Raw genomic sequence first — 25,564 nt, 5'->3', positions numbered from 1 at the left:
TTCAGTTCACTTCCGCAAGCTGCAGGCTGGCACCGCTGAACATGCCGCCCCGAATACTTGCGGGCGTCCGGGCGACAAACCGGCGCCGGTCCGCCGAAGCAGCATCGATACGCTGCAATATCGTGTTGACCAGTCCATCGCCGAATACCTTGCCCGCACGGCGACGCTCGCCCTCGGCCGAGCCGTAGAGGCGCCGCAAAGCCTTGCCTGCCCTGTGTCCCAAGGTACGACGGGCGGCCGCCGCAGCGAGCCCGCGAAGCGACGGCGAGCGCGACCCAGCCGCCGGACGGAGATGCTGCTCGCCCGCGGCCATCGTCGACAACACTGCCTCCGAAACCCGAACGGAGCTCGCGCCATCCATGGCAAGGTAGAGATCGCTGATGATCTCCCGGCGAAAGTCCACAATCTCGGAAGAGGGGTGCGCCAGCTTGCCCTCGAGGCCTTGCCGCACCAACTCGATCAGCTCCGCTTCGCCATGCGCCCGGCGGCTGACCCGCGTCGCCGCATCGAGGCGGAGGGCCGGCGTGTTGAACCACTCCATGCTCAGCGGCTCCACGTTCAGCATTGTGGCCTCGATGGCGGTGGAGCAATTCTGATGAACCAGCAGGCGCGCACCGCTGATCCATTCGAGCGAGGTTCCACTCTGGATCACGCTTGCATTCGGCAAATCGGCGAAGGCCCCGTATGAATCGAGATTTTCAAACGGATGCGGCCGCAACACAAACGGCACGTCGGAAAAATGCTTCGCGAGCTCGATCGCCATGCCCAGCGTATGGCGATAGGCCTCCCGGCCGTCTGCGATGAACTGGCGTGCGAACTCGCGGGTGAAACCAGCCTGCACCATAGCCCCCTCCTCGTCGGAGGAGCTGCCCGAAAACCGCGGGTTTACGGTCGGAAAGTTCGTGTTGATCAGAACATAACCCGACGCTACCGACGGTTCGGGCAAAGCCGCGCGCCAGGGAGGCGCGCAGAAATCGTACCGGGGGCAGCCGGTCGCGCGAAGGATCTCAGCGGGGACGGTGCCTTGCCGCAGGAAAGCGGCATATTGCGCCTGCCCCCAAACGCAATAGAGATCGACGAGGTCGGTGCAGCCGGTCCCCTTCACCATGCCGGCGAATTGATCGGCGTTCTTGCCGCCGATGCCTTCGGTATCGAGGACACCGACCAGAACTCCCGCGCGCTTGTAGGATTTGATCAGGTCAACATTGTTGGGCCGGATGTAGTTGACAAGCACCATATCGGGCCGCAGCGCCGGAACATCGAACCCCTGCTCGTACATCGGCACCAGCGTGGCCCGTGCGCCGCGCGTTGCCAGTTGGCGCGCCAGCAACACCAGCCCTTCGAGGTCGCGAAGCGGGTTGTCGACGATCAGGCAGACATGCGGCTGGTCAGCCACGCGCGCTCCTCGCCGTAGTCACCTGCTGCGCAGACGCCGCTTCTTCAGCGGATGACAGCAGATCCCAGCTCATCGGCGTACCGCGGCGGACCGCCTGGCCGATGCGCTTACCCATCAGAGTCTCGAAATATTTTGGCGGCAGACCGAGACCGGGGCGAATGATGCGCAGATTCTGCTCGGTCAGCACGTCGCCGGGCGCGAGATCTTCGGCCACATAGAGCGAACGGCGGAAGATCAGGGAGTCCCGCTCTTTCTCGGTCAAGCCGTAACGGACCTCGCCGAGCGCCATCCAGGCCCGCTCGGTCTCGACCACCAGGGCCGCCATCTCTGAAGGTTCCATGGAAAACGTCGAGTCGACGCCGCCGTCGGCCCGCGCAAGCGTAAAGTGCTTCTCGATCACGCTTGCGCCGAGCGCCACGCTCGCCACCGAAGCGCCGATCCCGAAAGTGTGGTCCGACAACCCCACCTCGCAATCGAACAGCGCGCGCAGGTGTGGAATCGTCATGAGGTTGGTATCCGAGGGCGTCGCCGGATAGGTGCTCGTACACTTCAGCAGCACGAGCTGCTTGCAGCCCGCCGCTCGCGCCGCACGGACCGTCTCGTCGAGATCGGCAACCGTTGCCATGCCGGTGGAGATGATCATCGGCTTTCCGGTCGCGGCAACCTTGCGGATGAGCGGCAGATCGGTGTTCTCGAAGGAGGCAATCTTATAGCAGGGAACGCCAAGGCTCTCGAGAAAATCGACTGCCGTTGCGTCGAAGGGCGTAGAGAACGGGATCATGCCGAGCGATCGCGCGCGCTCGAAGATCGGCGCGTGCCACTCCCACGGCGTGTAGGCCTCCTGATAGAGCTTGTGCAGCGACCGCCCCTTCCAGAGGCTGTTGGGATCGTCGATGAAGAACTCGTCGCTGCCAAGGTTGAGCGTCATCGTATCGGCGGTGTAGGTCTGAAGCTTGAGCGCATGCGCGCCCGATTTCGCTGCTGCGTCGACGATCGCCAACGCGCGCTCCAGCGACTGATTATGGTTGCCCGACATCTCCGCAATGATAAACGGCCGATGCGCCCGGCCGATCGACCGCCCGGCAATGGATATCGTGTCACTCATCGGTCGCTTCCACCTTCTCAATACGCACCACGTAGCGATGACCACGAAAGTCGAAGAACGCGGGGAAACGTTGCGGATCTACCACTCTCAGGAGCTCGAACTGCTCAGCGATCGGGCGGTTCGGATCCAGCCGCGAATCCTCGAGCCCGCGCCTTCGGTAGTAGGTCGGAGTGCGACCATCCTGGCGCATGGGCGCCCTTCGCCCCTCAACGGCCACCGCCTCGCTCATCAGCTCCATTTCGATGGCAAACAGCTTCGCGTTGATCTCGTCATAGAGCTCGTGGCCCTCGAGAGCCATGTGGCGCTGCGCCCAAATGGCGCCGGTATCCACCTGATCCTCCGCCTCGAGCAACGAAACGACGATATCATGCTTTCCTTCGAGAATCTGCCAAATATGGGGGGACCAGCCGCGCCCGAGCGGAAGGTCGCTGGCATGGATCACCAAGCTCGCACCGTATCTCGCCCGGTCCTGCGCCGAGATGATTTCATGACACGAGATCAGGAAAAGGATATCGCCGCCCGTCAGCTCGGCCTTCTTTTGCACGAATTCGACATCGTGCGAGGCGCGCGCGATCCTCGCCCACTGTTCCAGATGAGCGTAGACCGGGTGTGAGGCACTTGAGCAGAGAATCGAAATCTTCATTCTTTGATCACAAAGCGGAACACGGCTCCCCGAGACCGCGCCGCATTTAGCACAAAAACCGGCCCGTCTGCCAAATACCTGGCTTCGCCGCTCCTGCCTGCCCTAACCGGAAGTGGCCCGCATGCAGGCCACGACCCGGTCCGCCCCCTGCCCATCGACCAGGGCCAGCGCGGCTTCGCCCAGCGCCCTGGTCCGGGCAGCATCGTCCAGCAGTGCTCGAATCGCGTCGGCCAGAGCTGTTCCGGACACGTCACTGGCCGCCCCGAGATAGACCGCCGCATGTTCCGCAGCCAATGCCTCGAGCGCGCCGACCTGATTCGACGCGATATCGACGGCGATCACGGGCAGACCCAGGCAGCAACGCTCCCAGCTCATGACGCCGCCGGCCCCGATCGACAGATCCGCCCGCCGCATCAATTCGGCAATATTGTTCGCTCCCCGATGCAGCTCGGTGCCCGACAGTCCGTGACAGAGCTGTGCAACCGAGTCCGCATGCGGATTGCTCAAGCCGATGACGGCATCCACGGCGAGCGACGGATGGGCAAGCCTCGCAATCGCCGTCAGCGCTTTCGCGGTTTCGTTGGTCGGATCGGAGCCGCCAAAACAGATCAGAATGCGACCGATGTTTCCGTCACGCTGCGCAAGCAGACGACGCTGCGCGGCAAACTCCGGACGAAGCAGCGCATAGCCGGGCCCGAGCAGTTGCACGCAGGCGAACGGGACCCGGTCGCGATAGCGCGTCTCCATGTGCGATACGAGGTTCTGGTCGAGCAGGATCTCGCAGTCGTGCGCACGGTCGGCAAGGTCGTCGATGGCGAGGATGCGCGTGCCCTCGCGGCGGCAGGCGTGCTCCCATCTGGCATCGAGGGCGTAGTGATCGACGACGAGCCATTCGGCCGGACCGATCTCGTCCAGGGCGATGCGCGTCTGGTCTGCGTCCTGTTGCCACGTGGTGGGCAGCCAGTGTCGATGCGGTCCGCCACGATCATCGGTCTCGGGCCGCTTCGAGGGATCTGACAAAAGCCGCACCGCGTGTCCGTGGCTCTCGACAAGGTGTGCCAACCCGGCCGCATGGCTGCGCATGAGAAAGCACGACCGCGCTCCGCCCGAGGCGAGCGCGTCCGCAAGTGTGAGACACCGCGTGAGGTGCCCAAGCCCCATCTCGACCGAAGCATCGACGCGGAAGACGACCTGCTTATTCATCGCTTGCGCCCGCCTTCCTCTATCCCGCCCCGGGCCGCCTGCACCGGGTGCCCGCCACGGTTGGCCAGATAGGGCCGTCTCCTACCACACTTCGGTGGTGGAACCGGCCCCAATCCACCCCTTGAGCTATCGTGCAGGCTTCTATATGCGGAAACCGCAACCGAGCAACCCCGCCCCACATGTCGCCCGAAAAAACCCTTCTGATCACGACGCTGGCCGAATACCAGACCCGATTCTGGATTCCGGTGGCTCAGCGGCTGCGCGCGGCGGGATATTTGGTCGAACTGCTTGCCTTCGACGATCGCAGTGCCGAGATGTCCGAGGCCGCGGGCGTCCCGGTCGTGAACATGTACCGCGAAGGCCTCAAGACCGGGCCCTCGCCCGACGACCGGCAGGCTTTCGATGGCCGCATCGAGGCCTACGGCCTGGACGGCTCCAACTTCCTGTTCAGCCACGAGCGCTTCACCTTCGGCATCCGCGACACCGCCGCGCTGCGCCGTCGCTTCATGATCTACACCAACGCCATGGAGGCTGTGCTCGACCGGCTGGAGAGCCGCGGCAAACGCGCCGAGCTGGTACAGGAGCTCGGCGGCTTCCTCTCCGTGATCACGAGCTTCTACGCCGCGAAGCGCCGCGGCATCCGCAACTGGTTCATCGAGCCGTCGTTCTTTCGCGGACGGATGTATTTCACGCCTGACAGTTTTGGCGCGCCCGAGATGATGGCGAAGCCCGCCGACGACGTCTCGCCTGATGTGAAATCCTATCTCGATGCCACACTGAACCAACGCGCGATCGTGATCCCGAAGAAGGACGCGCATCATTACTCGGCGGCCTTCAAGAAGGTGGTGAACCTGCGCAACTCGCGCCGCCTCGCCGAAAAGCTGTGGGACCAGTTCGCGCTCGGCAAGCACCAGGAGTTCGGACACAATCTGCGGCACGCGAGGGTGCACGCGATGATGGCCGTCAACGCGGCGAGACTGCGCAAGCTCTATCGCCCGATTCCCGAGACGCCGTTCGTCTACTATCCCTTCCACGTGCCCGCCGACATGGCGCTGACGCTGCGCGCGCCTGATTATCTCGACCAGGTCGCGACCGTCGACTTCCTGCTGCGAACGATTCCGGATTCGCACCTGCTCGTCGTCAAGGAGCATCCCGCGCAGATCGGCGCGATCTCGGCGGATCGGCTCTTCGAGCTCGCACGGCGCTTCGACAATCTCGTCTTGTTGCCGCCGCAGACCAACAATTACGCTGTCCTCAATCGGGCCGATGCCGTCATCTCCGTCAACAGCAAGTCGGGCGCCGAAGCCCTGCTGCTCGGCAAGCCGGTCGTGGTGATGGGCGATGCGTTCTATCGCACCTGCCCGCTGGTCTATTCGACCGACCGTCTCGCCGACGTGCCGAAGCGCCTGCGCGAGGCGCTCCGGGCCGGACCGTTCGACCCCGCCAGCGGAGCGCCTTATTTCGAAGCCGCGTGGCGGCGCTCGTTTCCCGGCGAGCTCTACATCGGCGATCCCGGGCTGCTCGACACGTTCACGGCCTCGTTGCGGGCCGCGCTCGCCGAGCCCGCGGCTGCTCACTGAACGGATCACGCGATGCCTCTCGTCTCCATCATCATGCCGTCCTGGAACGTCGAGCGCTTCATCGAGGAAACCATCCATTCGGTGCAGGCCCAGACCTTCGACGACTGGGAACTGCTGATCGCCGATGACTGCTCGACGGATCGCACGCCCGCGATCATCGCGGAGATCGGCGAGCGTGACCCCCGCGTCAAGCTGATCCGGTTGCCGAAGAACGGCGGTCCGGCGCTGGCGCGTCAGGCCGCGATCGACCAGGCGCAGGGCCGCTATCTCGCCTTCCTCGACAGCGACGATCTGTGGCTTCCCGCGAAGCTCGAGCGCCAGCTCACCTTTGCCCGCGAGACCCGCGCCGCGCTGAGCTACACCGCGTTCCGCCGCATCGACGAGGCCAACACCAAGTCCGGCCGGCTGATCGAGGTGCCGGCGAAGCTCAGCTACAATCAGCTCCTGAAGAACACCTCGATCGCGACACTGACCGCGCTGGTCGATCGCGAGATTTCAGGCCCCGTCGCGATGACCAACGAGGGCTACGACGATTTCTGCCTGTGGCTTTCTATCCTCCGGCGCGGCCATATCGCGCACGGCCTCAACGAGGATCTGGCGCGCTACCGCGTCAGGGGCTCGTCCGTCTCCAGCCGCCCGATGCGCTCCGCCAAATGGGTCTGGAACGTCTACCGCAACGTCGAGCAGCTGCCGCTGCTCAAATCGGCCTGGTGCTTCGGCCATTGGAGCGCGCGCGCCTGGCTCAAGCGGCGGCAATTCTAGCGGCAGGCGAGGCTTGCCCGAAATGAACATTGCGAGCTGGATCGTCATCGGCCTGGTTGCCCGCAAGGATCTCCGGCGCATTCGCGTCACCGCGCGATCGATCGAGACGCGGCGGTCCGCTTTCTTCGGCCCCGGCCGCCGCGAGCCGTCACATCACGCGACCGTCCTCGACGAGGCGCCGACGACCTGATCGAGCTGGTCGAGCGAGAATTTGCGCAAGTCCCGGCCTTCGCGCAGCGCCTTGTACCAGTCGACGGTGAGGCGCAGGCCGTGGGCCAGATCAAGCCGCGGGGTCCAGCCGAGCTCGCCGCGCGCCTTGGCGCAGTCGAGCCTGAGATAGGCGGCTTCGTGCGGATGCGGGCCGGCATCGGCCGTCCAGCGCGCGCCGTCGCCCCACAGCGCGATCAGATGTTCGACCACGGTCCCGACCGGCACCTCGCTTGCCGCATCGGGCCCGAAATTCCAGCCGCCGATGAAGTGGTCGTCGCCCGCCAGCCGCTCGACCAGCTCGAGATAGCCGAGCACCGGATCGAGCGCGTGCTGCCACGGCCGCACCGAATTGGGATTGCGGATGCGCAGCGCCTCGCCCGCGAGGAAGGCCTGCATCGCGTCGGGCACCAGGCGGTCGCGCGCCCAGTCGCCGCCGCCGAAGACGTTGCCGGCGCGCGCAGTCGCGACACGCGCCGCGCCCTTCGCATTGAAGAAGCTGTAGCGATAGGAGTGCGTCACGAGCTCGGCGCAGGCCTTGCTGTTGCTGTAGGGATCGTCGCCGCCGAGACGGTCGCTCTCGCGGAAGGCCGCGCCCGTGCCGTTGTTCTCGTAGCATTTGTCGGTGGTGACGATCAGCATCGCCTGAAGCGAGCGCAACTGCCGTGCCGCCTCCAGCACGTGCACAGTGCCCATCACGTTGGTCGCAAACGTCTCGACCGGCTCCTCATAGGACGGGCGCACCAGCGCCTGCGCGGCCATGTGGATGACGATGTCGGGATCGGCCTCTGCCATTGCGCCGCGCAAGGCAGAGAGATCGCGGATGTCGGCCACGCGGTGCTTGATGTCGTCGGCGATGCGGGCCGTCACGAACAGCGCGGATTGATGCGTCGGCGGCAGTGCATAGCCGTAGACGCTGGCCCCGAGGCGACGCAGCAGCAGCGAGGCCCACGCGCCCTTGAAGCCGGTATGCCCGGTCAAAAAGACCTTCTTGCCGCGCCAGAATGCCGGATCCGTCACCAGACCCTCCATTTGGCGCGGTTGCCCGCCCACTCGGCCTCGAGGAAATTGCGATCGCGCAGCGAGTCCATCGGGTGCCAGAAGCCAGGATGCACATAGGCGCGCAGATCGTCGCCGCGCACGAGCTGCTCCATCGGCTCCCGCTCCCAGATCGTCTTGTCGCCCGCGATCAGTTCGCCAACCGACGGCGACAGCAGGAAGAAGCCGCCATTGATCCAGCCGCCGTCGTCATTGGGCTTCTCCTCGAAATTGACCACCCGGTCGCCTTCGATCGCGACCGCGCCGAACCGTTTCGCGGGCCGCACCACCGAGACGGTGGCCCTCCGCCCATGCGCCTTGTGGAAGGCGATCTCGGCGGCGAGATCGATGTCGGCGACGCCGTCGCCATAGGTCAGCGCAAAGAACGGCTCGTTCGCAACGTAAGGCAGCACCCGCTTCAGCCGACCGCCGGTCTGGGTGTCCTCGCCGGTGTCGACCAGCGTGACCCGCCAGGGCTCGGCGGTCTCGCGATGCACCTCCATCCGGTTCTCGGCGAGATGGAAGGTGACGTCGGACATGTGCAGGAAGTAGTTCGCGAAGTACTCCTTGATCATGTAGCCCCGGTAGCCGAGGCAGATCACGAAATCATTGAAGCCGTAATGGCTGTAGATCTTCATGATGTGCCACAGGATGGGCCGGCCGCCGATCTCGACCATCGGCTTCGGGCGCGTGCTGGTCTCTTCGGCAATTCGGGTTCCAAGACCACCCGCGAGAATGACAACTTTCATAAGCCGGCTCCGGACGGGAGGCGCTCTCCCTTTTTTTCGCTTTCCAGACGGCTTCTATACGAACCCGGGGCGGCTGGAAATCATTTGGTCTAGGGGCCGAATTGGCGAGATCGGCTGTCGGTCGACGCGGGATTGACGGGCGGTGAAGATTCGGCCAACTTTGGGTTGCAGATGGGATCGAGGGATTCCGGCCGAAAGTCGTTTAGTGTGCTCATAGAAAAAAAACGGGAGGGCAACTGGCGGCGCGGGGCTTGGGGGTTGATAGCGCTGCTGGCTCTAGCTTGGTTTATCGTTTACCAGCACAACACGGCGCGACTTCCATACTACGCGGTTTCGGACATGGATCAGCTGACCACGCTGGACGTGCTCCTTATCGCCGGAGGAAAGCTGCCGGATCACGTCACTCATCCGGCCGCCGGCATGTATCTGTTCTTGTCCTGGAGCCAGTGGTTCGGCCGACTGGTTGGGCTCCTGCACATGCAGGACTACACGGCAATCTATAGCTGGGCAAATCCTCTGCTCGGCATTGCAGAGCTGACCGAGTTTCTTCGCGCCCACCTCGCATTTCTCGCTGTCGGCTCAGCCCTGCTGCTTGTGGGCTCGCTTGCATTGCTTACCCGCGGCGGAGCCCTCTTCCTCGTGTTCCTGTTTGTTTGTTTCGCCGGCTCGCGATCGCTGGCGTACCATACGATTCTGTTCCGCACGGACATGTTCGCCCTCTTTTATGCAGCATGCAGCTTGTTCGCCGCCCTGCTCGCGGTCGAAGCCAACAGGAAGCCCCTCTCCTCCGCTATGACCATCGCTTCGGGTATCTTTGCTGGGCTCGCACTCTATTCGAAGATACAGATTTTTCCGACCATCGCGGCGACGCCGCTGTTTGCAATACTGATGATGCATCGGAACCCGGAGCTATCTGCCTGTTCGAACATTACGCAAAGTGGGAACCGAAGGATTGCAACGATTTCGATCGGCCTTTACGTCGCGCTGATCACAATCGCGCTGTTTGTCGAGCTGCCAACCACCTTCTACCACTATCGGGCGGCGTTCTCGATTACGCCGTTTTGCCTCGCTGTCGGCCTCGCGCTGGCCATTCCCGTCGCGTTGACGGAACGTTTTAGGCAGCAGCCGGATGGCCCAGCCTACCGCTTCGCTAGCTTCGCGAATCTGATGGGACTTGGTTTCGTGCTTTCGATTCCGACGCTGGCGCTGGCTTTCTCCGACCCGCCGACGGGTGGCTTCTATGCGCTGTCGATCGCCAAGATCGTATTTCTTGGTAAGTTCGACACCGGTCTGTTTGTCTGGCCAAGCTTATTGACCCAGTTCTCCTATGCTCCGATTCTGCTTCTTTCGCCGACCTTGATGCTCTGCCTGCTGGCTTTCGATCAGCGACGCACCTCGAATTATGTCGAACTCGCGCTTCTCGGACTGATTTTCCTGCTTTTCGTCATCTCGGTGCTCGTCTTCAATAGAGGAATTAACGGACAGGACATCATATACACAGAGCCGCTGGGCCTGCTGTTGTGTGGCGTCCTTCTGCAAGTGCTCTGGCAGCGACGTATCGTTGCGCAAATTGCGGCTGTGGGCTTCGGCATGTTGCTGGCAGTCCATGTCGTGATACAGGGTCATCCGGCATCGCGCATCAGCGCCGAAATCGCGAACTATTTCGAGGAGAGCCGGCAGCTCGTCACTTACTTTGGCCACGGGTCCCAAGGTCTATTCGAAGGGCAGCTGAAACGCATGTTCGTGCGCGAAGACAACGGGCGCGAGATACCGACACGATCGCGCGACGCGATCTTCGATCAGGCTGCCGACTATCGCACGATCATCTCGCAGATTCAGTTCAGCTTACCCAACCAGCGCCAGGACTGGAGCCGCATTGGTGTGATCGCCAATGGATTAGCACCCTACGGCCACGAACGTCCGGCAGACAGATTCGCGAACGTCACCGAAGATCTTGCCGGCGCGATATCTTTCGCCCCACATGACGCCCTGCCAAGGCGCAATGCGGATACGCTCGACAATGTGCTGAACCTGCTCGGCGTGTTCTCGGCGGAGCGGAACGCCATGCTTCGTCTGCGTCCGGGGATCATTCGGACACGGCGTGATCTGGCCGTGTTCGTCCTCGTCCCCACGGCGCTGAAGACTGAGTTCGATGGGACCGAGAATTTCGACGAGATCAAGGTCGGGGAGCAAAGCTACGCTACGGTGGCAATACCTGCCCAGCCGACCGACGCGCTCTTGGCCAAACTCGCTGCCATCCCGGATCGGATCATCGTGATCAAGAGAACGCATAGTTAGGCCTGTTCGCGAGAATCAGGGTTCGACGGCGGCCCTGCCAGGAACCGCACAAACCTCGCCACCTTGCACTTGAGACGAAAATAATTTTTCGGTGGGCCGCGCCGGATTGAGGTATCAAATTACCTCCCCGAAACAGGGTTGGCGATTCCATTCGATACCGATACCACTCTGCTCGCCCAGCCCGGCGAAGGCCTCCCGCTCAGCACGAGATCAACCTGGAACCGATAATGCCGTTTGACAGCTACAAGAACAGCCGCGTCCTCGTGACCGGAGGCGCCGGCTTCATCGGATCGCACCTTTGCGAGCGACTGCTCGACGCCGGAGCCGAGGTGGTGTCCGCGGACAATTATTTCACCGGCAGCCGGCGCAACATCGCCCATCTGATCGCAAATCCGCTGTTCGAGGCGGTCAGGCACGACGTCACCTTCCCGCTCTACATCGAGGTCGACGCGATCTTCAACCTGGCCTGCCCGGCCTCGCCGATCCACTACCAGCGCGACCCCGTGCAGACCACCAAGACCTCGGTGCACGGCGCCATCAACATGCTCGGCCTCGCCAAGCGACTCAAGGCGCGGATCTTCCAGGCTTCGACCAGCGAGGTCTATGGCGATCCGCTAATCCATCCGCAGACCGAGGATTATTGGGGCAACGTCAACCCGATCGGCATCCGCTCCTGCTACGACGAGGGCAAGCGCTGCGCCGAGACGCTGTTCTTCGACTACTGGCGCCAGCACGGCCTGCCGATCAAGGTCGCGCGCATCTTCAACACCTACGGCCCGCGCATGCAGCCCAATGACGGACGCGTGGTGTCGTCCTTCATCGTCCAGGCGCTCAACGGCGAGCCGATCACCGTGTTCGGCGACGGCGGACAGACCCGCTCGTTCTGCTATGTCGACGATCTCGTCGAAGCCATCCTGCGGCTGATGGTGACGAACGAAGACGTCACCGGCCCGATCAATCTCGGCAACAATTCCGAGTTCACGATCCGCGAGCTCGCCGAGAAAGTCATCGAACTCACGGGCTCGCGCTCGAAGCTGGTGTTCAAGCCACTGCCGCAGGACGACCCGCGACAGCGCCAGCCCGACCTCGCCAAGGCGAAGGGGGTGCTGAACTGGGAGCCGAAGGTTGCGCTCGAGGACGGCCTGAAGGAGACGATCGCCTATTTCAAGCACTCGCTCGAAATCGCCTGATCCAGCTCGCAGCTCACCTCGTCCGCAAGCGAGCCCGTCCGCAATGATCGCACTGTCCGGCATCATCAGCAACCTGCGAGCCCGGCTCGACACCAGGGCCGCTTTGACGACCCTGGTGCTGTTGCATAGCGCCCTCACCTGCCTGTCGCTGATCAGGGTTGCGACTTTCCAGTCCTATATCCACTTCAGCGGCGACCGCGTCTGGATCGCGGTCACCATCGCGTCCGTCTTCTCTATCGTCTCGCTGCTGTTCGCTGCCGCCCGGTTCAGCTTCGGCTATTTCGTCGGCTTCTATTTCTACACGATGATCCTCGGCTTCCTGTGGATCGACGTCTTCTCCGACTACAGCTATCCGCAATTGCTCGCGGGGTTTTCGGCGGGCTTGTCGCTGGTACTGGTGCTGTTGCCCATGCTGTTCGTGCGGGCGCCGTTCCGGCAGCTCGTCGTACTGTCGAATGCCCGCTTCGAGCATCTGTTGACGCTGATCCTAGCGATCTCCATCGGCACCATCGCCGTCGCCTCGACCTACAATTTCCGCCTGGTCGCTATCGCGAACATCTACGATTACCGCGGCGAGATCGCGTTTCCCGGCCCGGTGCGATATCTCATCGGCTGGGTCTCCAGCACACTGCTGCCGTTCGCCTTCGCCTGTTACTGGCTACTCGGCCATCGCTGGCGTGCCGTGCTGGTCGTGATCCTGCTCCTCTTCTTCTATCCGATCACACTGACGAAATTTACCTTCTTCACGCCCGCGTGGCTGTTCGCGCTGGCCGTGCTGTCACGCTTTGCGCCGGCGCGAACTTCGGTCATCCTTTCGATCTTCATTCCCATGCTGATCGGCCTCATCGGGAACGTCGCAACAGGCGCAAGCCTCAGCGGAATCGTCGGTCGATATTTCGACCTTGTCAACATCCGGATGATCGCGACGACATCGAGTGCGCTCGACATCTACAACGATTTCTTTGCGAGCCATCCGCTGACCTATTTCTGTCAGATCTCGCTGCTGAAAACCGTAATGCCTTGCGCCTACCAGGATCAACTGTCGGTAGTGATGCAGGATACGTACGGGTTCGGCATGATCAACGCCTCCCTGTTCGCGACGGAGGGTGTCGCCTCGGTCGGACTTTACTTTGCGCCACTGACAGCACTTGCGGCGGGTTTCATCCTGGCTCTGGGCAACCGAGCTTCGGCAGAACTGCCGCAGCGTTTCGTGTTGATCTCCAGTGGCACGCTACCGCACGTTCTGCTCAACACGCCGCTTTCCGTCGCCATGGTGACCCACGGCGCCGCGCTTCTCTTCCTGCTCTGGTATGTGACGCCGCGAGGCATCTTCGATGCGGACCGGAAACCCTGACTAGGGAACTTCCGGATTCTTTATCACATCCGCGGTCAGCCGGACGAAATCGGCAACGAAGGCTTTGACGCGCTCATCGAGATTGGGCAGGAGGTCGCGGACGATCTCAGGATCGGCCGATCGCGCGACCTGCGACATGTGATCGGCCAAGGCTTCGGCATCGTGGATGCCGAAATATCGCGCGCGGCCCTCGGTCTGCTCGCGATGCACCTCGAGGCCGGACAGCAGCATCGGGACACCAAACGACTTTGCTTCCTCGACGGTGGTGCTCCACCCCTCGCACTCCGAAGGATTGATGAGCGCCGCCGACGCGCGCAGGAGCGCGTAGACATGGTCGAGCGGGATCATTCCGAGGTGCCGAAAATTCATCTCCAGGCCGCGCGCCTTGATTTCCCGCATCATCGCCTCGAAGCGACCGGGCTCGCGGAAGTCCAGCGTACTTCCCGACGCCGCGACGACGACGTCGAGCCCCCTGCGTTTCAAGAGGTCGAGCGCATCGACGACGAGCTGGTGATTCTTGTGACGCCAGAACTGGTTCGGCAGATAGAAATAGCACGGCGGCAAGCCATAGCTTGCGATCACGTCGGACGGATTCGTGGCGAGGAGGCTGGCCGGCGGTTCGGTCGCAAACCGGACCACGGAGACGGCGTTCAACAGGCCCGGATAGAATTTCTTGAGATCACCAAGTGCGCTGGCGCTGCTCAACATGACGTGGCGGCCGGAGGCAAGCTGGATCCGAAAGCCGAGATCACGCCGCCAATAGGCGCTCCTCGAGAAAAGATGCGGGAGCAAACGGTGCTGGAAATCCGGGAACCAGGCGATCGCCGGGAACGGCAGACGCCAGCCAAAGAAGCGCGCGGATTCGAACACCATGTCGATCTTGCGAGTCTTGAACTCGGCGATGGCGGGACCGTCCAGACCAAAGGCAATCGCGCGGGCGAGATCCGTCGCACGGGCAAGGCCGGTCGCGGCATGATCGAACACCGGCGAGCGCACGACCTCGACGGCGGGAATGCCGGCCAGCGCCGCGATCTCCTCGGAATCATCAGCCGTTCCGGCAAACAGCACGGGCGTCACCGATCCCGGCGCGTGCCTGTTGAGCGCCTCGAACAGATTGCGTTGATAGTTGTGGCCTCCCGCCCATAGGCGGCGCGGAATGTTGGTGAAGGCGATCCGCAGCGGCGCGCGCTCAGGCACGGGCTTGGCCCCTGAACCATTCGACGTAGTCGGCCAGGCCGCGCTCCAGCGGGATGTGCCAATCGAAATTCATGTCGAGCACGCGCCCGTTATCGGCCAGCAGGCTCGTCGGATCGCCCGGCCGTGCGACGCCGGAAAACCGCACGACCGTGTTGCCGCCCCAATGCCCGATCAGGCCTTCGGCAATGCCGGCCACGCTCACACCGCGCCCGGAGCCGCCATTGATCACGCCAAAATCGTCCTGCCACGGCCCCTCTGCGACGCGCGCCAGCAGGCGGACAACGTCGCGAACGTCGGTCCAGTCCCTGATCTCGGCTCCTGTTCCACCGAGATTCAGCGTACGCTGCTCGTTCCGCAGCCGCGAGCAGATGTCCCACAGAAGCTGCTTGCGAAGATTGGGACCATAGACCGAGAACAATCGCACGACCCTGCAGCGAATGCCGAAGCCCTGGACGTAGCTTTGACACAGCTGCTCCATCATCAGCTTGTGATGGCCGTAGGGCGACATCGGCGTCAGCATCGCGCTTTCGGGGATCGGACCGGAGTGATCGGCACCGTAGACCGCGGCGCTCGACACGACGACCAGCCGGCTCATCGGCGCAAAGCTTCGAAGCCATTCCAGCAGGCGCGCCGTGCTGGCCACGGTCCGCGAAAAATCCTCGAACGGACGCTCTATCGACAGGCCGACGGACGATCCGCCGGCGAGATGGAAGACGTGCGACGGCAGTCCGTGCGCGGCAGCGAGCGCGTTCAGATTGGCCGCGTCGACTTCACCGTTGATCCAGGCCTGCAAGCCGAGCACGCGCGCATCGGCCGGATCGAGGGCGCCATGACCGACACCATGAACCACATGCCCGCCGCCCGCCAACTCGCGGACGAGATGGCGGCCGATGAATCCGTTCGCACCGGTAATCCACATCGGCATAACGTTACCTTGCGGGCCGATGAATGGCCTGTAAGCGCATTCCAGTCCTCGTTGTCACAGGTGCCCCTTCATCGCTCGTCCGGCGACAATTCCCTGATGATGGTGGCAGGATTACCCGCCACGATGGAATACGCTGGAACGTCCTTGGTGACCACTGCGCCCGCGGCGACGATCCCCCCCTCACCGATCGTCACGCCTCGCATGACCATCGCGCAAGCACCAATCCACGCATCGTCGCAGATCCTGATCGGGCGGTCATCGAGAGAGAGCTTCCGTGGGTGACCCAGAGTGAATATCTGCTTCGCCTGCTCGTGCCGCTCGCTAGCACGGATCGGATGCGAGAGATTATCGAATATGTTCACGGAATGCGAAATCAGGACGCGGTTTCCGATGTCGATCGAAGCTCCCGACCAGATCCGTGTGCCCACTCCGATATAGCACCATTCTCCGATCGTAATCCGACCGCCGTGACCGAGGACCATCAGCTCGCCCCTGACGTGAGAACGGTCGCCAATGACAATCCTGTCACTATCGCCGAACGCGTTCCTGATCCGCGCGGTATGAGCCAGGAATGCTTGTCCATGCAAGCGGCACGTCGCCCGTCCGATCAGACGCTGGACAACATAGTGAAAGTTAAGACCATCGATGGCATGCGCACAATGGCGAGCGAGCTTTGAAAGGGCGGACATCAGGCCCCCCTCTCACGCCGCAAGGCCGATCGTGTTCGGATTCTCAATTGACACCTCCGACGGAGCCCGGCTCCCGTCCTTTACTCGATCAGGTAGTTGAGATTCATGCAATCAATCGGAAAGACGCTGCGGCAAACGCTGTAGCACGGCTAAAGGCGCCCTATGAGGTCTCCGAATTCTTTCCATTGCGCGTCTTTGCTGTAAATGTCACGGATGCGGGCCCGCCCGAGCGCGGCGATTTCGGCCGACCGGGGCCAGTCCTGCAGACTTCGCGAGGTCACTTCGGCGGCGTGTTCCGGCGTTCCATAGGTTTCGATCGTGACGCCATCCTGTATGCCCTCCGGATATCTTCCGGCGTCGGACACGAGCAGAGCACCGCACCCCATCGCCTCGAAGCAGCGCATATTGCCGCGGTCTTCGCCGGCCATGTCGATCGAGCCATTCAGGACGATCTTCGACGAACCGATCAGCTCATAGAGGTCTCTCCCGAACACAGGCGGCCGGGCGATGGCTGCGATGGCAGCGGGACGCCTGTGCTGTCCCAGCGGCAGCAACCGTCCGATGGCGCTCTCGGCGAGCCTGGTCAGGCGCGATGCATCGAGACAAAGCACGACATTGTGGGCGTCCGCCAGGTGTGCGACCCGCTCCAGCGTCCTGGCACGCACGCGATGGTGCCGCGAGTAACCGCCGACGAAGAGGACGTCGATCGGACGCCCGCCGTGGCCATACTCGTCCATCACGGGATCATGCGCCGGAAAGAACGGTTCGCCCCGGCATCCCTTGCTGCGCCAGATGTCGAGGATCGAAGGAAAGTTTGCAAGCACGGCGCCATAGGCTGTGAAATCGGCATTTCCCGACGGCGCCGCGCGCCAGCACAGCGTCTTCTTCACGCAGCCCGGCAACTTGGCAACGAACGCGCTGGGATAGCGCACGGGGTCGAGATTGTAGAACACCTCGGTGGCGTGGTGCTCGATCTGCGCGAGCAGGATGGCCTCGAGCGTTGGCTCGCCCGACATGCCCTGCTCGCGCGCCCAGCGGCGCTGCAGGACCTCGTCGTCACCATTGGTAAAGAAGGCCTCCGGCGATCCATCAAGCACCGGCTTCAGGAAATGTGCCGCGCCGAAGCGGTCGTTGAGAAACACCTCGCGACGCTCTTCGAAGCTGACCGCCTTTGCCGCAAGCATGTTCAGCCGCGGCAGATAGGAAGGATAGAAGCAGCTATTTTGGAACAGACGCATCTTACGCGTACCTCGCCAACATCCATTTCATGTTCAGATACGGCCAGATCCGCCCGACCGCCTCCCAATCCCACGTCTTCGACGCGGTCAGGCGGCCGACCGCTTTGCGCAAGGCCGCTTCATCCACCAGTTCGGCAAACGCCGGCACCTCGCGAGCGAGCAGGTCTGCCGTCCAGCCGGCCAAAGCTCCGTTCAGCCATTCGGGCATCGGCGAGTTGAAGCCGACCTTGCGGCGCGCCGTGCGGATCGACTCCGGCATCAGCTTGGCCATCGCGCGCCGGGCAACAGCCTTGGTGTAGCCATCCGCCGACTTGCTACTTTCGGGAAGCGCCATCGTGTAGGTCACCAGGCGCCAGTCCATGAAGGGCATGCGGACCTCGACGCCGTGGGCCATCGAGAGACGATCGAAGTTGCGCAAGATGGTAGGCAGCACCGTGCTGTGAAACATGCGGTAGAGGCGCCGGTTCAGGCCGCCCCATTCACGCGGCAACACATCCTCCTCTGCGACCAGCGGAAGCGGAGCCGGAAGATCGCGCAGGCCACCACGCAGAAAATAGACGCCCTGACGCTTCAGGGCCAACATGCGCAGGAAGTCCACGCCGCGACGCGCCAGCGGCGATCGCGACGCCAGGTCTTCTGCCGCGTTCCGGATCCGAAACGCGAACGTCTGTCCTTCCTGCAAATAGGCGCCCATCAACTCGTCCGCTCCGTGGCCGTCAAGCGACACCGTCACGTCGTTTTGCCTCAATTGCCGATAGATCAGCCATACCGCGCTGGGCAGGCTGATATAGACGTCGTCGAGATCGTCAAGAATCCGGTCGAGATCCGTCAGCGCATCGGCCTGCCCGATTTCAAGAAACGTGGGCTCGACCTTGGCCCAGGCTGCAGCCTCCTCGGCCATCGGCCGCTCGTCATTCAATGCACCCGGGAACGTGGCGACGAAGGCGTGGCGCCACGCGGCACTGTCGCGCGGCCCCATCCCGGCCTGCTCGTGCGCCGCCATGGTGCAGATCACCGCCGATGAATCGAAGCCTCCGGACAAGCACGTCCCGATCGGCACATCGCTGCGCATCCGCAGGGCCACGGCATCCTGGAACAGCTCGCGGAAGCCGGCGACGCGCTCGGATTCCGTAGTCGGCACCGACGGCAAATGATCGACGGTCCGCCACCAGCGCCGGACGCTGACCTTGCCCTGGCGCAGCCACATGCAATGGCCGGCCTGCAGACGGCGAACCTGCCGAAACAAGGTCCGCTCGCTTCCCTCGATCCCGAAGGCGTCGAGCAACAGCCGGCGCGCCACCTCCAGATCGACCGAGGGATCGATCAGTCCGCTCCGCACCAGCGCCCGCTGCTCGGAGGCGAAGACAAATCGCTCCGGCGACATGGCATAAAGCAGCGGCTTGATTCCGAAGCGATCGCGCGCGAGGAACAATTCGCGCGTGCTCGTATCGAAGATCGCCAGGGCCCACATGCCGTTGAAGCGCGGCAGCATGTCTTCCCGCCAGGCTTCCCAGGCGGCCAGGATCACTTCGGTATCGGATTCGCTACGGAACACCGCGCCCTGCGCCTCGAGCTCGCGGCGCAGCTCGAGGAAGTTGTAGATCTCGCCGTTGAAGACAATGACGTGACGGCCGTCCGCGGACAGCATCGGCTGATAGCCGCCTTCGCCGGGATCGATGATCGCAAGGCGCCGGTGGCCGAATGCGAGAGTCCGGTCCGCGCTGAACCAGGTCCCTTCGCCAAACGGACCGCGGTGCGCGATCAGGCTGGTCAGTCGCGAGATGTCGGCCGGCTCGACCGCATTGCCGCGCAAATTGACGATTCCGGCGATTCCGCACATGTCCTAGATGACCTTGAGGGGCACGAAGCGACTGACTATGGCCCGCAAGTCCTGCCAGCAGGCGCTTCGATACGGCCCCAGCTGCGACGCGGCAACCCCGACGACGAAGATGATCGCAGCCGTCAGCGACGCGACTGCTCCCACCGACCACCAGGACGGCGCAAGCTGGAATGGTGCGCGGTCGAGACCGTAGCGCAACGCCAGCGCCGTCGCGATCCCGATGCCAAGCGGCATCAGCACGCAATGGACGACGCGCGGCCACATGCCGGCGAGGTCGAAACTGCGCCGCAACAGCATGACGATGGTCGCCATCTGCGCGATCATGCCGGCGCACGCGCTCCAGCCTGCGGCCTGCCAACCAAAGCTTGGCAAGACGATCGCGCTGGTGACGAGGGTGACGCCCCCCGTAATCAACGCAATGAGCGCGTTGAAACGCGACTGTCCCTGCGCCAGCAGGTAGAAGCCGAACACGTTCGCGCTCGATCCGAGGATGCCGGCAATCGACATTACGACGAGCACCCGCGCGGCCTCGGCCGCGACCTCGGCACCGGTCCAGACATGCAGCAGCGGACCGGCCACGGGGATCAATGCACCCAGGGCGCTTGCGGCAAGGACGTTCAAGATCCACGACGATCGGAACAGCAGGTCGACCTTGCGATCCTCGCTCTCCTTTTGCAGCGTGCTGAAGAACGGAAACAGGATCTCACCGACCTTGAGGATGCCGATATAGGTTGCCTCCTGCAGACGCTGCGCCACGCCATAGAAACCGACGAATTGTGGTTGCAGCAGCGCGCCAAGCAGATATCGATCGGCCTGCCCCGCAAGCAGCGCACCGCCCTGCGCGGCAACTTGCCAGCCTCCCAGCCGAACCAATTTGCCGAGCGCCTCGCGATGCAACGCCGGCGGCGCCAGCCATTGACCTATGCTGCGGGACCAGACCAGAGCCATCAGCAGGCCGGCCGCGAACCCAAGCGCCTGGCAGCCAAGGAAAGTCGAGGCGTATGGCGCGGCGGGAATGAACAGCAGCATCGAAAGGGTCGAGGTCACCGTGCTGCCAATGCCGATCGATGCGATCCGGCGATAGTCTTGCCGCGCGGTGAATAACGACACGAAGACCGCGGATACGCATTGGCACAACCAACCGGCACTAGCCAGTGTGAAGGCCAGTCCAAGATCGTCGGCCGCTGGACCTGCCAGATGAAAGCCAAGACGCGCAAGTGGAGCTCCGGCACCCCAAAAGAAAATGGTGATCAGGCCGCCCGCTCCGGCCGCGACTGTGATCGCCGTCGCGAACAGGCGCCGCGCATCCTCGCGGTCGGATGGCTCCAGCCGCTGCGCAAGCTCGCGAGCCGTCGACAGTCCGAGCGCGTTGCTGAACACCAGCGCAGGCGCAATGCATGCGGTCACAAGACCCGCGACACCGAATGCAGCGAGACCCAGGCGAGCGATCACGAAAGGCAGGATGGCCAGGTTCAGCACCACGGCCACAAGGAAGGCCATCGCATTCCACGCCGAGTTACCCAGCAGATCGGGCGGTCTTCTTTTCAACGCCATGCCAGCCACCCGGCCTTCACCCCATCACGCTTTTGCGACCTCGCAGATCAGAGTTCCCCCTAGGTATCGCGAAACCGGGCTAGCAGCCAGCACCCGGAATGTCGATAGCAACCGCCGGGTCGGCTCGAACCGCTGGCCTCGCCGGGCGCGTCAATTTGCGTGTCGGACAAGCCGCATTCTTTCCGGCAAGCGATCGGCCCCGCGCGCGCAAGCGCCTGGTGCCATCGGATTGGGCTTGCGAGAGGCGGCACCGGATCCAGACGGCAGCGCTCAGAGTCCGTCCGACTCGCCGCTCTTTGGCGTCGAACGGGGCACGAAAGGGGCGAACGACGCATCGCCAGTGGTCGGCGTGACCAGCTTACCCTCAACGCTTGCGGAATCGGCCGGGGGCGGAGGTGGGGTCCGGGGAGAGGCCGCTGGATCCGGCCGCTGCAGCGCCAGGACCTCGCTGCGATCGCCCTGCTTGAGCGTCACCTCGCGCGGTTGAACCTCGGTCAGCGACCAGCCGCCGAGCGATTCGCCCTGGCGCAGGCGCACGACCTTCTGATCGGTGCGGTTCACGAAGATCGCGATGGCGTCGCCCTCGCCCGTCGGTCTCAGCCCCCGGACATCGAAATTCCCTTGCGAATGGTTGTCACGCCAGCACGCGGCAAGCCCCGTCTACCAGACTAGTTCCGATGCGCTTCGCCATCAACCGGCACCGGTTTGATCCCAAGCCCGACTGCGGTCCATGAGCTTCCTGCCTCGCATGCTGCAACGTGTGAGAATGTTGCCCAACGGCCACGATCATTGAAATTGCACGCGGAACGGTGGGAACCCGGCGCAAATAGACCTCCATTCATTGCCGGCCGCTGCGACGCCATGAGACGATGATGCAGGCGCACGGCTCCACCACACGCTCGAGTTGCGTATATTTGGATGATTTCGTTTTCCGATCTGGGAATACCGATGGCTGGACCGACGATGGGGCGCAAGGGGGCCGGATACGGGCTGGGGTCCCTCCTTCGCCACGCGCTGGCGACCCTGCTCGCCACCACCGCGCTCGGCGTGGTCGCCGCGCATGCCGTCGATGGCACCTGGGCCGGCCCCACCACCGAATGGACCGACGGCACGAATTGGACGTCGAGCCCGGACGTACCGGACGGCACCGCCACCTTCACCAACACCGGCCCGAACACGGTCGTTAGCAATGGTGTCGTCAACATCGGCTCCGTGGTGTTCACCGCCGCACCCGATGCGCAAGCCTATACCGTCACCACCAACGACATTTTCGTGGTGAACGGCGCCGGCATCTCGAACAATTCGACCAATGTCCAGACGTTCAACGTCAGCTCCAGCATGGTGTTCACGAATTCGAGCAGCGCGAGCGGTGGCAGCAATGTCGTGACGTACAACGTCTCCGGCGGCGCGATGATCTTCAACGACACCAGCACCGCGGCCTCGGCCAGCATCACCAACAACGGCGATGTCGAGTTCAACGGCAGCAGCAACGCCGGCACTGCGACGATCACGAACAACATCGTGATGAACTTCAACGACGCGAGCTCGGCCAACAACGCCAACATCACCAATGCCGCCACCGGCTTCCTCTCGTTCAACACCTCGGCCACCGCGGGCACGTCGACGATCTCCAACAGCGGCTCGCTGAGCTTCGCCGGCTCCGCCTCCGCCGGCAGCGCCACCATCACCACCGAGAATTTTGCCACCACGAGCTTCACCGGCACGACGACCGGCGGCAACGCCCGCTTCATCACGAATGCCGGCGGCACCGTCGACATCTCCGGCCTCACCAGCACCGGCATGACCGCGGGCTCGATCGAAGGCGCCGGCAGCTACGTGCTCGGCGCCAAGACGCTGACCACGGGCGGCAACAACGCCTCGACCCAGGTCGACGGCGCGATCTCCGGCAACGGCGGCGGCCTGACCAAGGTCGGCACCGCCACGCTGACGCTGACCGGCGGCAACAGCTACACCGGCGCGACGACCGTCTCGGCCGGAACGCTGGCACTGTCGGGCTTCGGCATCATCTCCGGCTCCAGCCTCGTCACCGTCAACGCGACGCTCGACATTTCCGCGATCACCCCCTCATTTGCCGCCATCTCGACGCTGGGCGGCAATTCCAGCGGCGTCGTGAACCTTGGCAGCAAGGGGCTGTTCATCACCAACGGCTCGACCGAATTCGCGGGTGTCATTCAAGGCACTGGCGGACTCGAGGTCGGCGGCGGCACTCAGACGCTCTCGGGCGTGAACACTTACAGCAACGTCACCCAGATCGACGGCGGCGCAACGCTCGCGTTGAAGGGCAGTGGATCGATCGCGAATTCGCTCTACGTCGCGTTCTCGGGCCCGGGTGCAACGCTCGATATTTCCCAGACCACGTCCGGAGCATCGGTGACGCAGCTGTTCTCATTCGGCACCAATGGCGTCGTCGCGCTGGGGTCGAAGACGCTGACGATTACCGCCAACAGCGGCACTGCCTTCGGCGGCGTGATCCAGGACGGCGGCATCGGTGGCGGCACCGCTGGCAACCTCGCGATCGCAAACGGAGGACTGCAGCAGCTCTACGGCACCAATACCTATACCGGGACCACGACGATCGCGAGCGGCGGCGAGCTCGATCTGATCAATTTCGGCGGCATCGACGGCAGCATCGCGACGTCGAGCAACGTTATCGCCAACGGCATCTTTGACATCGCGAGCCTGAGCAGCGGCACCTCGATCAAGTCGCTGGCGGGCTCGGGCAACGTCAATCTCGGCGCCAACACGCTGACGATCACCAACGGCAACGGCACCTTCGCAGGCGTCATCGACGATGCCGGCTTCGGCGGCGGACTGACCGTCGCCGGCGGCACGCAGACGCTGTCTGGCAACAACACCTATACCGGCGCCACCACCGTGAATGGCGGCACGCTGGTGGTGGACGGCTCGATCCTGAGCGCGACCACCGTCAACACCGGCGGCACGCTTGCCGGCAGCGGCACGGTAGCCGGCGTCCAGGTCAGCGGTGGCACGCTGGCGCCGGGCAGCGCCACGAACCCGTTCGGCCCGCTGACGGTGAACGGATCGCTGATCTTCACGGCGGCCTCGACCTATCTGGTGCAGGTCGCCTCCAGCAATGCCAGCCTCACCAACGTCACGGGCGCGACTGACCTCGGCGGCGCGACGGTGCGAGCCAACTTCAGCTCGGGTACGGTCAAGAAGCAGTACAAGATCCTGAACGCGGCCGGCACCCTCGCCGGCACCAGCTTCAATTCGATCGTCGTCTCCAACATGCCGACGATCAACGCGACGCTGAGCTACGACCCCAGCAACGTGTTCCTCAACGTCAACGTCAATTTCGCGCAGGCGGGCGTCCTCAACGTCAACCAGCAGAACGTCGCGAACACGCTGACCAGCTTCTTCAACGCGACCGGCGGCATTCCCGCCACCTTCGCCGCGCTGTCGCCGGCGGGGCTGACGACCGCCTCGGGCGAGCTCGGCACCGGCATCATCCAGTCCGCGATCAACGCCGACAGCCAGTTCCTCAATTTGATGCTCGATCCGACCGTGATCGGACGCTCGGGCGGCTTTGCCAAGGCGGGCAGCGTCGCGCAATTCGCCGAGAGCGATGACGTGACCGCCTACGCCAAAATGCGTCCGGCCAATGCGCGCGAGCGCGAGGCTTACGCGATGGCGACCAAGGCGCCGCTGCTCTCGTCGCAGCCGAGCAGCCGCTGGAGCGTCTGGGCCGCGGGCTATGGCGGCTCGGCCGATGTCGGCGGCAATGCGCAGGTCGGCTCGCAAGACCTGACCGCGCGGGTCTGGGGCGGCGCGGCCGGTGCCGACTACAGGGTCTCGGTGGACACGCTGGTCGGCTTCGCGCTCGGCGGCGGCGGGCTGAACTACTCGGTCGCGAATGCGATGGGCTCGGGCTCGGCCGACCTGTTCCAGGCTGGCGTCTATGGCCGGCATAATTTCGGACCGGCCTACGTCTCGGCCGCGCTCGCCTATGGATGGCACGACGTCACCACCAACCGCACCGTGGCGCCCGGCGGCTTCGACCAGCTGCAGGGCCGCTTCAAGGCCGACACGTTCTCGGCCCGCTTCGAGGGCGGCTATCGCTTCACGACGCCGCTGGTCGGCATCACGCCCTATGCGGCGGCGCAGGTGACGAACTTCAACCTGCCCAACTACTCCGAAGTCAGTCTCAATGGCGGCGGCCTGTTCGCGCTGAACTACGCCTCGCAATCCGTCACCGACACCCGCTCCGAGCTCGGCCTGCGCACCGACAAGGCCTATGCGATGCAGAACGGCGTGCTGACGCTGCGCGGCCGCGCCGCATGGGCGCACGACTACAATCCGAGCCGCGCCGTCACCGCGCTGTTCCAGACCCTGCCCGGCACCAGCTTTGTCGTGAACGGCGCCAGGGTCGACGCCGACTTCGCGCTCCTCAGCGCCAGCGCCGAGATGAAATGGCTGAGTGGCTTCTCGATCGCCGGCACCTTCGACGGCGAATTCTCCGGCAACGTCACCAGCTATGCCGGCAAGGGCGTATTCAAGTACGCCTGGTGAAGAGATGCGTAGCAAGATGAATCAGCCGCCTGGTCGGGACCAGCA

General features: G+C 63.7%; 20 protein-coding genes. 7 read left to right on the top strand and 13 right to left on the bottom strand.

Annotated features, from left to right (window positions below; genetic code table 11):
* Nucleotide 1: 1 nt before the first annotated feature.
* From AB7290_RS13600 to pseG, 4 genes are all read right to left on the bottom strand, one after another.
* Nucleotides 2–1,396, bottom strand: a complete 1,395-nt coding sequence (locus AB7290_RS13600; RefSeq protein WP_085405819.1) for a surface carbohydrate biosynthesis protein — start codon at nucleotides 1,394–1,396, stop codon at nucleotides 2–4.
* Complete coding sequence (gene pseI / locus AB7290_RS13595; RefSeq protein WP_441253474.1) at nucleotides 1,389–2,501, bottom strand: pseudaminic acid synthase; 1,113 nt, start codon at nucleotides 2,499–2,501, stop codon at nucleotides 1,389–1,391. Before pseI ends, AB7290_RS13600 begins: the two co-directional genes overlap by 8 nt.
* A complete protein-coding gene (locus AB7290_RS13590; RefSeq protein ID WP_085405817.1) occupies nucleotides 2,494–3,144 on the bottom strand; it encodes a formyltransferase family protein in 651 nt (216 codons plus the stop codon). The genes pseI and AB7290_RS13590 overlap by 8 nt, the downstream gene beginning before the upstream one ends.
* A 102-nt stretch (nucleotides 3,145–3,246) precedes the next feature.
* Nucleotides 3,247–4,347 (bottom strand): UDP-2,4-diacetamido-2,4,6-trideoxy-beta-L-altropyranose hydrolase, encoded by a 1,101-nt coding sequence (gene pseG / locus AB7290_RS13585; protein WP_085405816.1) that lies wholly within the window; start codon nucleotides 4,345–4,347, stop codon nucleotides 3,247–3,249.
* Nucleotides 4,348–4,526: 179 nt separating this feature from the next.
* On the opposite strand from pseG, the gene AB7290_RS13580 reads away from it, so the two are divergent.
* The 3 genes from AB7290_RS13580 to AB7290_RS13570 are packed head-to-tail and all read left to right on the top strand — an operon-like array spanning nucleotide 4,527 to nucleotide 6,879.
* Nucleotides 4,527–5,927, top strand: a complete 1,401-nt coding sequence (locus AB7290_RS13580; protein ID WP_085405815.1) for a capsular polysaccharide export protein, LipB/KpsS family — start codon at nucleotides 4,527–4,529, stop codon at nucleotides 5,925–5,927.
* 12 nt (nucleotides 5,928–5,939) lie between these two features.
* On the top strand, nucleotides 5,940–6,689 hold the full coding sequence (locus AB7290_RS13575; protein WP_085405814.1) for a glycosyltransferase family 2 protein: 750 nt from the start codon (nucleotides 5,940–5,942) through the stop codon (nucleotides 6,687–6,689).
* 22 nt (nucleotides 6,690–6,711) lie between these two features.
* Nucleotides 6,712–6,879, top strand: coding sequence for a hypothetical protein (locus tag AB7290_RS13570; RefSeq protein ID WP_441253473.1), 168 nt, complete (start codon nucleotides 6,712–6,714; stop codon nucleotides 6,877–6,879).
* On the opposite strand, the gene rfbG is transcribed toward AB7290_RS13570, so the two are convergent.
* A complete protein-coding gene (rfbG, locus tag AB7290_RS13565; RefSeq protein ID WP_085405931.1) occupies nucleotides 6,843–7,916 on the bottom strand; it encodes a CDP-glucose 4,6-dehydratase in 1,074 nt (357 codons plus the stop codon). The two genes, AB7290_RS13570 and rfbG, sit on opposite strands and share 37 nt — an antisense overlap.
* Nucleotides 7,913–8,683, bottom strand: coding sequence for a glucose-1-phosphate cytidylyltransferase (rfbF, locus tag AB7290_RS13560; RefSeq protein ID WP_085405813.1), 771 nt, complete (start codon nucleotides 8,681–8,683; stop codon nucleotides 7,913–7,915). Before rfbF ends, rfbG begins: the two co-directional genes overlap by 4 nt.
* A 339-nt stretch (nucleotides 8,684–9,022) precedes the next feature.
* On the opposite strand from rfbF, the gene AB7290_RS13555 reads away from it, so the two are divergent.
* The 3 genes from AB7290_RS13555 (at nucleotide 9,023) to AB7290_RS13545 (ending at nucleotide 13,525) form a co-directional block, all read left to right on the top strand.
* Complete coding sequence (locus AB7290_RS13555; protein WP_085405812.1) at nucleotides 9,023–10,981, top strand: hypothetical protein; 1,959 nt, start codon at nucleotides 9,023–9,025, stop codon at nucleotides 10,979–10,981.
* A 227-nt stretch (nucleotides 10,982–11,208) separates the two neighbouring features.
* Nucleotides 11,209–12,171 carry a UDP-glucuronic acid decarboxylase family protein gene (locus tag AB7290_RS13550; RefSeq protein WP_085405811.1) on the top strand — a complete coding sequence of 321 codons (963 nt, stop codon included), beginning with the start codon at nucleotides 11,209–11,211 and terminating at the stop codon, nucleotides 12,169–12,171.
* 43 nt (nucleotides 12,172–12,214) lie between these two features.
* Nucleotides 12,215–13,525, top strand: coding sequence for a hypothetical protein (locus AB7290_RS13545; protein ID WP_085405810.1), 1,311 nt, complete (start codon nucleotides 12,215–12,217; stop codon nucleotides 13,523–13,525).
* On the opposite strand, the gene AB7290_RS13540 is transcribed toward AB7290_RS13545, so the two are convergent.
* The 7 genes from AB7290_RS13540 to AB7290_RS13510 all read right to left on the bottom strand — a co-directional run bounded on the left by AB7290_RS13540 (nucleotide 13,526) and on the right by AB7290_RS13510 (nucleotide 21,529).
* The gene (locus tag AB7290_RS13540; RefSeq protein ID WP_085405809.1) at nucleotides 13,526–14,722 is read right to left on the bottom strand and encodes a glycosyltransferase family 4 protein; all 1,197 of its coding nucleotides are present in this window, start codon (nucleotides 14,720–14,722) and stop codon (nucleotides 13,526–13,528) included. It lies immediately after the preceding gene.
* On the bottom strand, nucleotides 14,715–15,647 hold the full coding sequence (locus AB7290_RS13535; RefSeq protein ID WP_085405808.1) for an NAD-dependent epimerase/dehydratase family protein: 933 nt from the start codon (nucleotides 15,645–15,647) through the stop codon (nucleotides 14,715–14,717). The genes AB7290_RS13540 and AB7290_RS13535 overlap by 8 nt, the downstream gene beginning before the upstream one ends.
* A 68-nt stretch (nucleotides 15,648–15,715) precedes the next feature.
* Nucleotides 15,716–16,336: an acyltransferase gene (locus tag AB7290_RS13530; RefSeq protein ID WP_085405807.1), complete on the bottom strand. Its 621-nt coding sequence runs from the start codon at nucleotides 16,334–16,336 to the stop codon at nucleotides 15,716–15,718.
* A 149-nt stretch (nucleotides 16,337–16,485) separates the two neighbouring features.
* Nucleotides 16,486–17,574 (bottom strand): glycosyltransferase family protein, encoded by a 1,089-nt coding sequence (locus tag AB7290_RS13525; protein ID WP_085405806.1) that lies wholly within the window; start codon nucleotides 17,572–17,574, stop codon nucleotides 16,486–16,488.
* Between the two features lies 1 nt (nucleotide 17,575).
* Nucleotides 17,576–19,414: an asparagine synthase (glutamine-hydrolyzing) gene (gene asnB / locus AB7290_RS13520; protein WP_085405805.1), complete on the bottom strand. Its 1,839-nt coding sequence runs from the start codon at nucleotides 19,412–19,414 to the stop codon at nucleotides 17,576–17,578.
* A gap of 3 nt (nucleotides 19,415–19,417) precedes the next feature.
* Nucleotides 19,418–20,968: an oligosaccharide flippase family protein gene (locus AB7290_RS13515; RefSeq protein ID WP_245344297.1), complete on the bottom strand. Its 1,551-nt coding sequence runs from the start codon at nucleotides 20,966–20,968 to the stop codon at nucleotides 19,418–19,420.
* A 270-nt stretch (nucleotides 20,969–21,238) separates the two neighbouring features.
* Nucleotides 21,239–21,529 carry a hypothetical protein gene (locus tag AB7290_RS13510; RefSeq protein ID WP_245344296.1) on the bottom strand — a complete coding sequence of 97 codons (291 nt, stop codon included), beginning with the start codon at nucleotides 21,527–21,529 and terminating at the stop codon, nucleotides 21,239–21,241.
* A gap of 387 nt (nucleotides 21,530–21,916) precedes the next feature.
* On the opposite strand from AB7290_RS13510, the gene AB7290_RS13505 reads away from it, so the two are divergent.
* On the top strand, nucleotides 21,917–25,519 hold the full coding sequence (locus AB7290_RS13505) for an autotransporter domain-containing protein (RefSeq protein ID WP_245344295.1): 3,603 nt from the start codon (nucleotides 21,917–21,919) through the stop codon (nucleotides 25,517–25,519).
* The last annotated feature ends 45 nt before the right edge of the window (nucleotides 25,520–25,564 follow it).

The organism is Bradyrhizobium sp. 613_E4_N2_2 (genome assembly GCF_052075995.1).
In the GTDB taxonomy this organism is placed as follows: Bacteria; Pseudomonadota; Alphaproteobacteria; order Rhizobiales; family Xanthobacteraceae; genus Bradyrhizobium; species Bradyrhizobium barranii.
The sequence above is the reverse complement of the archived record's forward strand: the minus strand, read 5'-3'. Positions and strand labels throughout refer to the sequence as shown.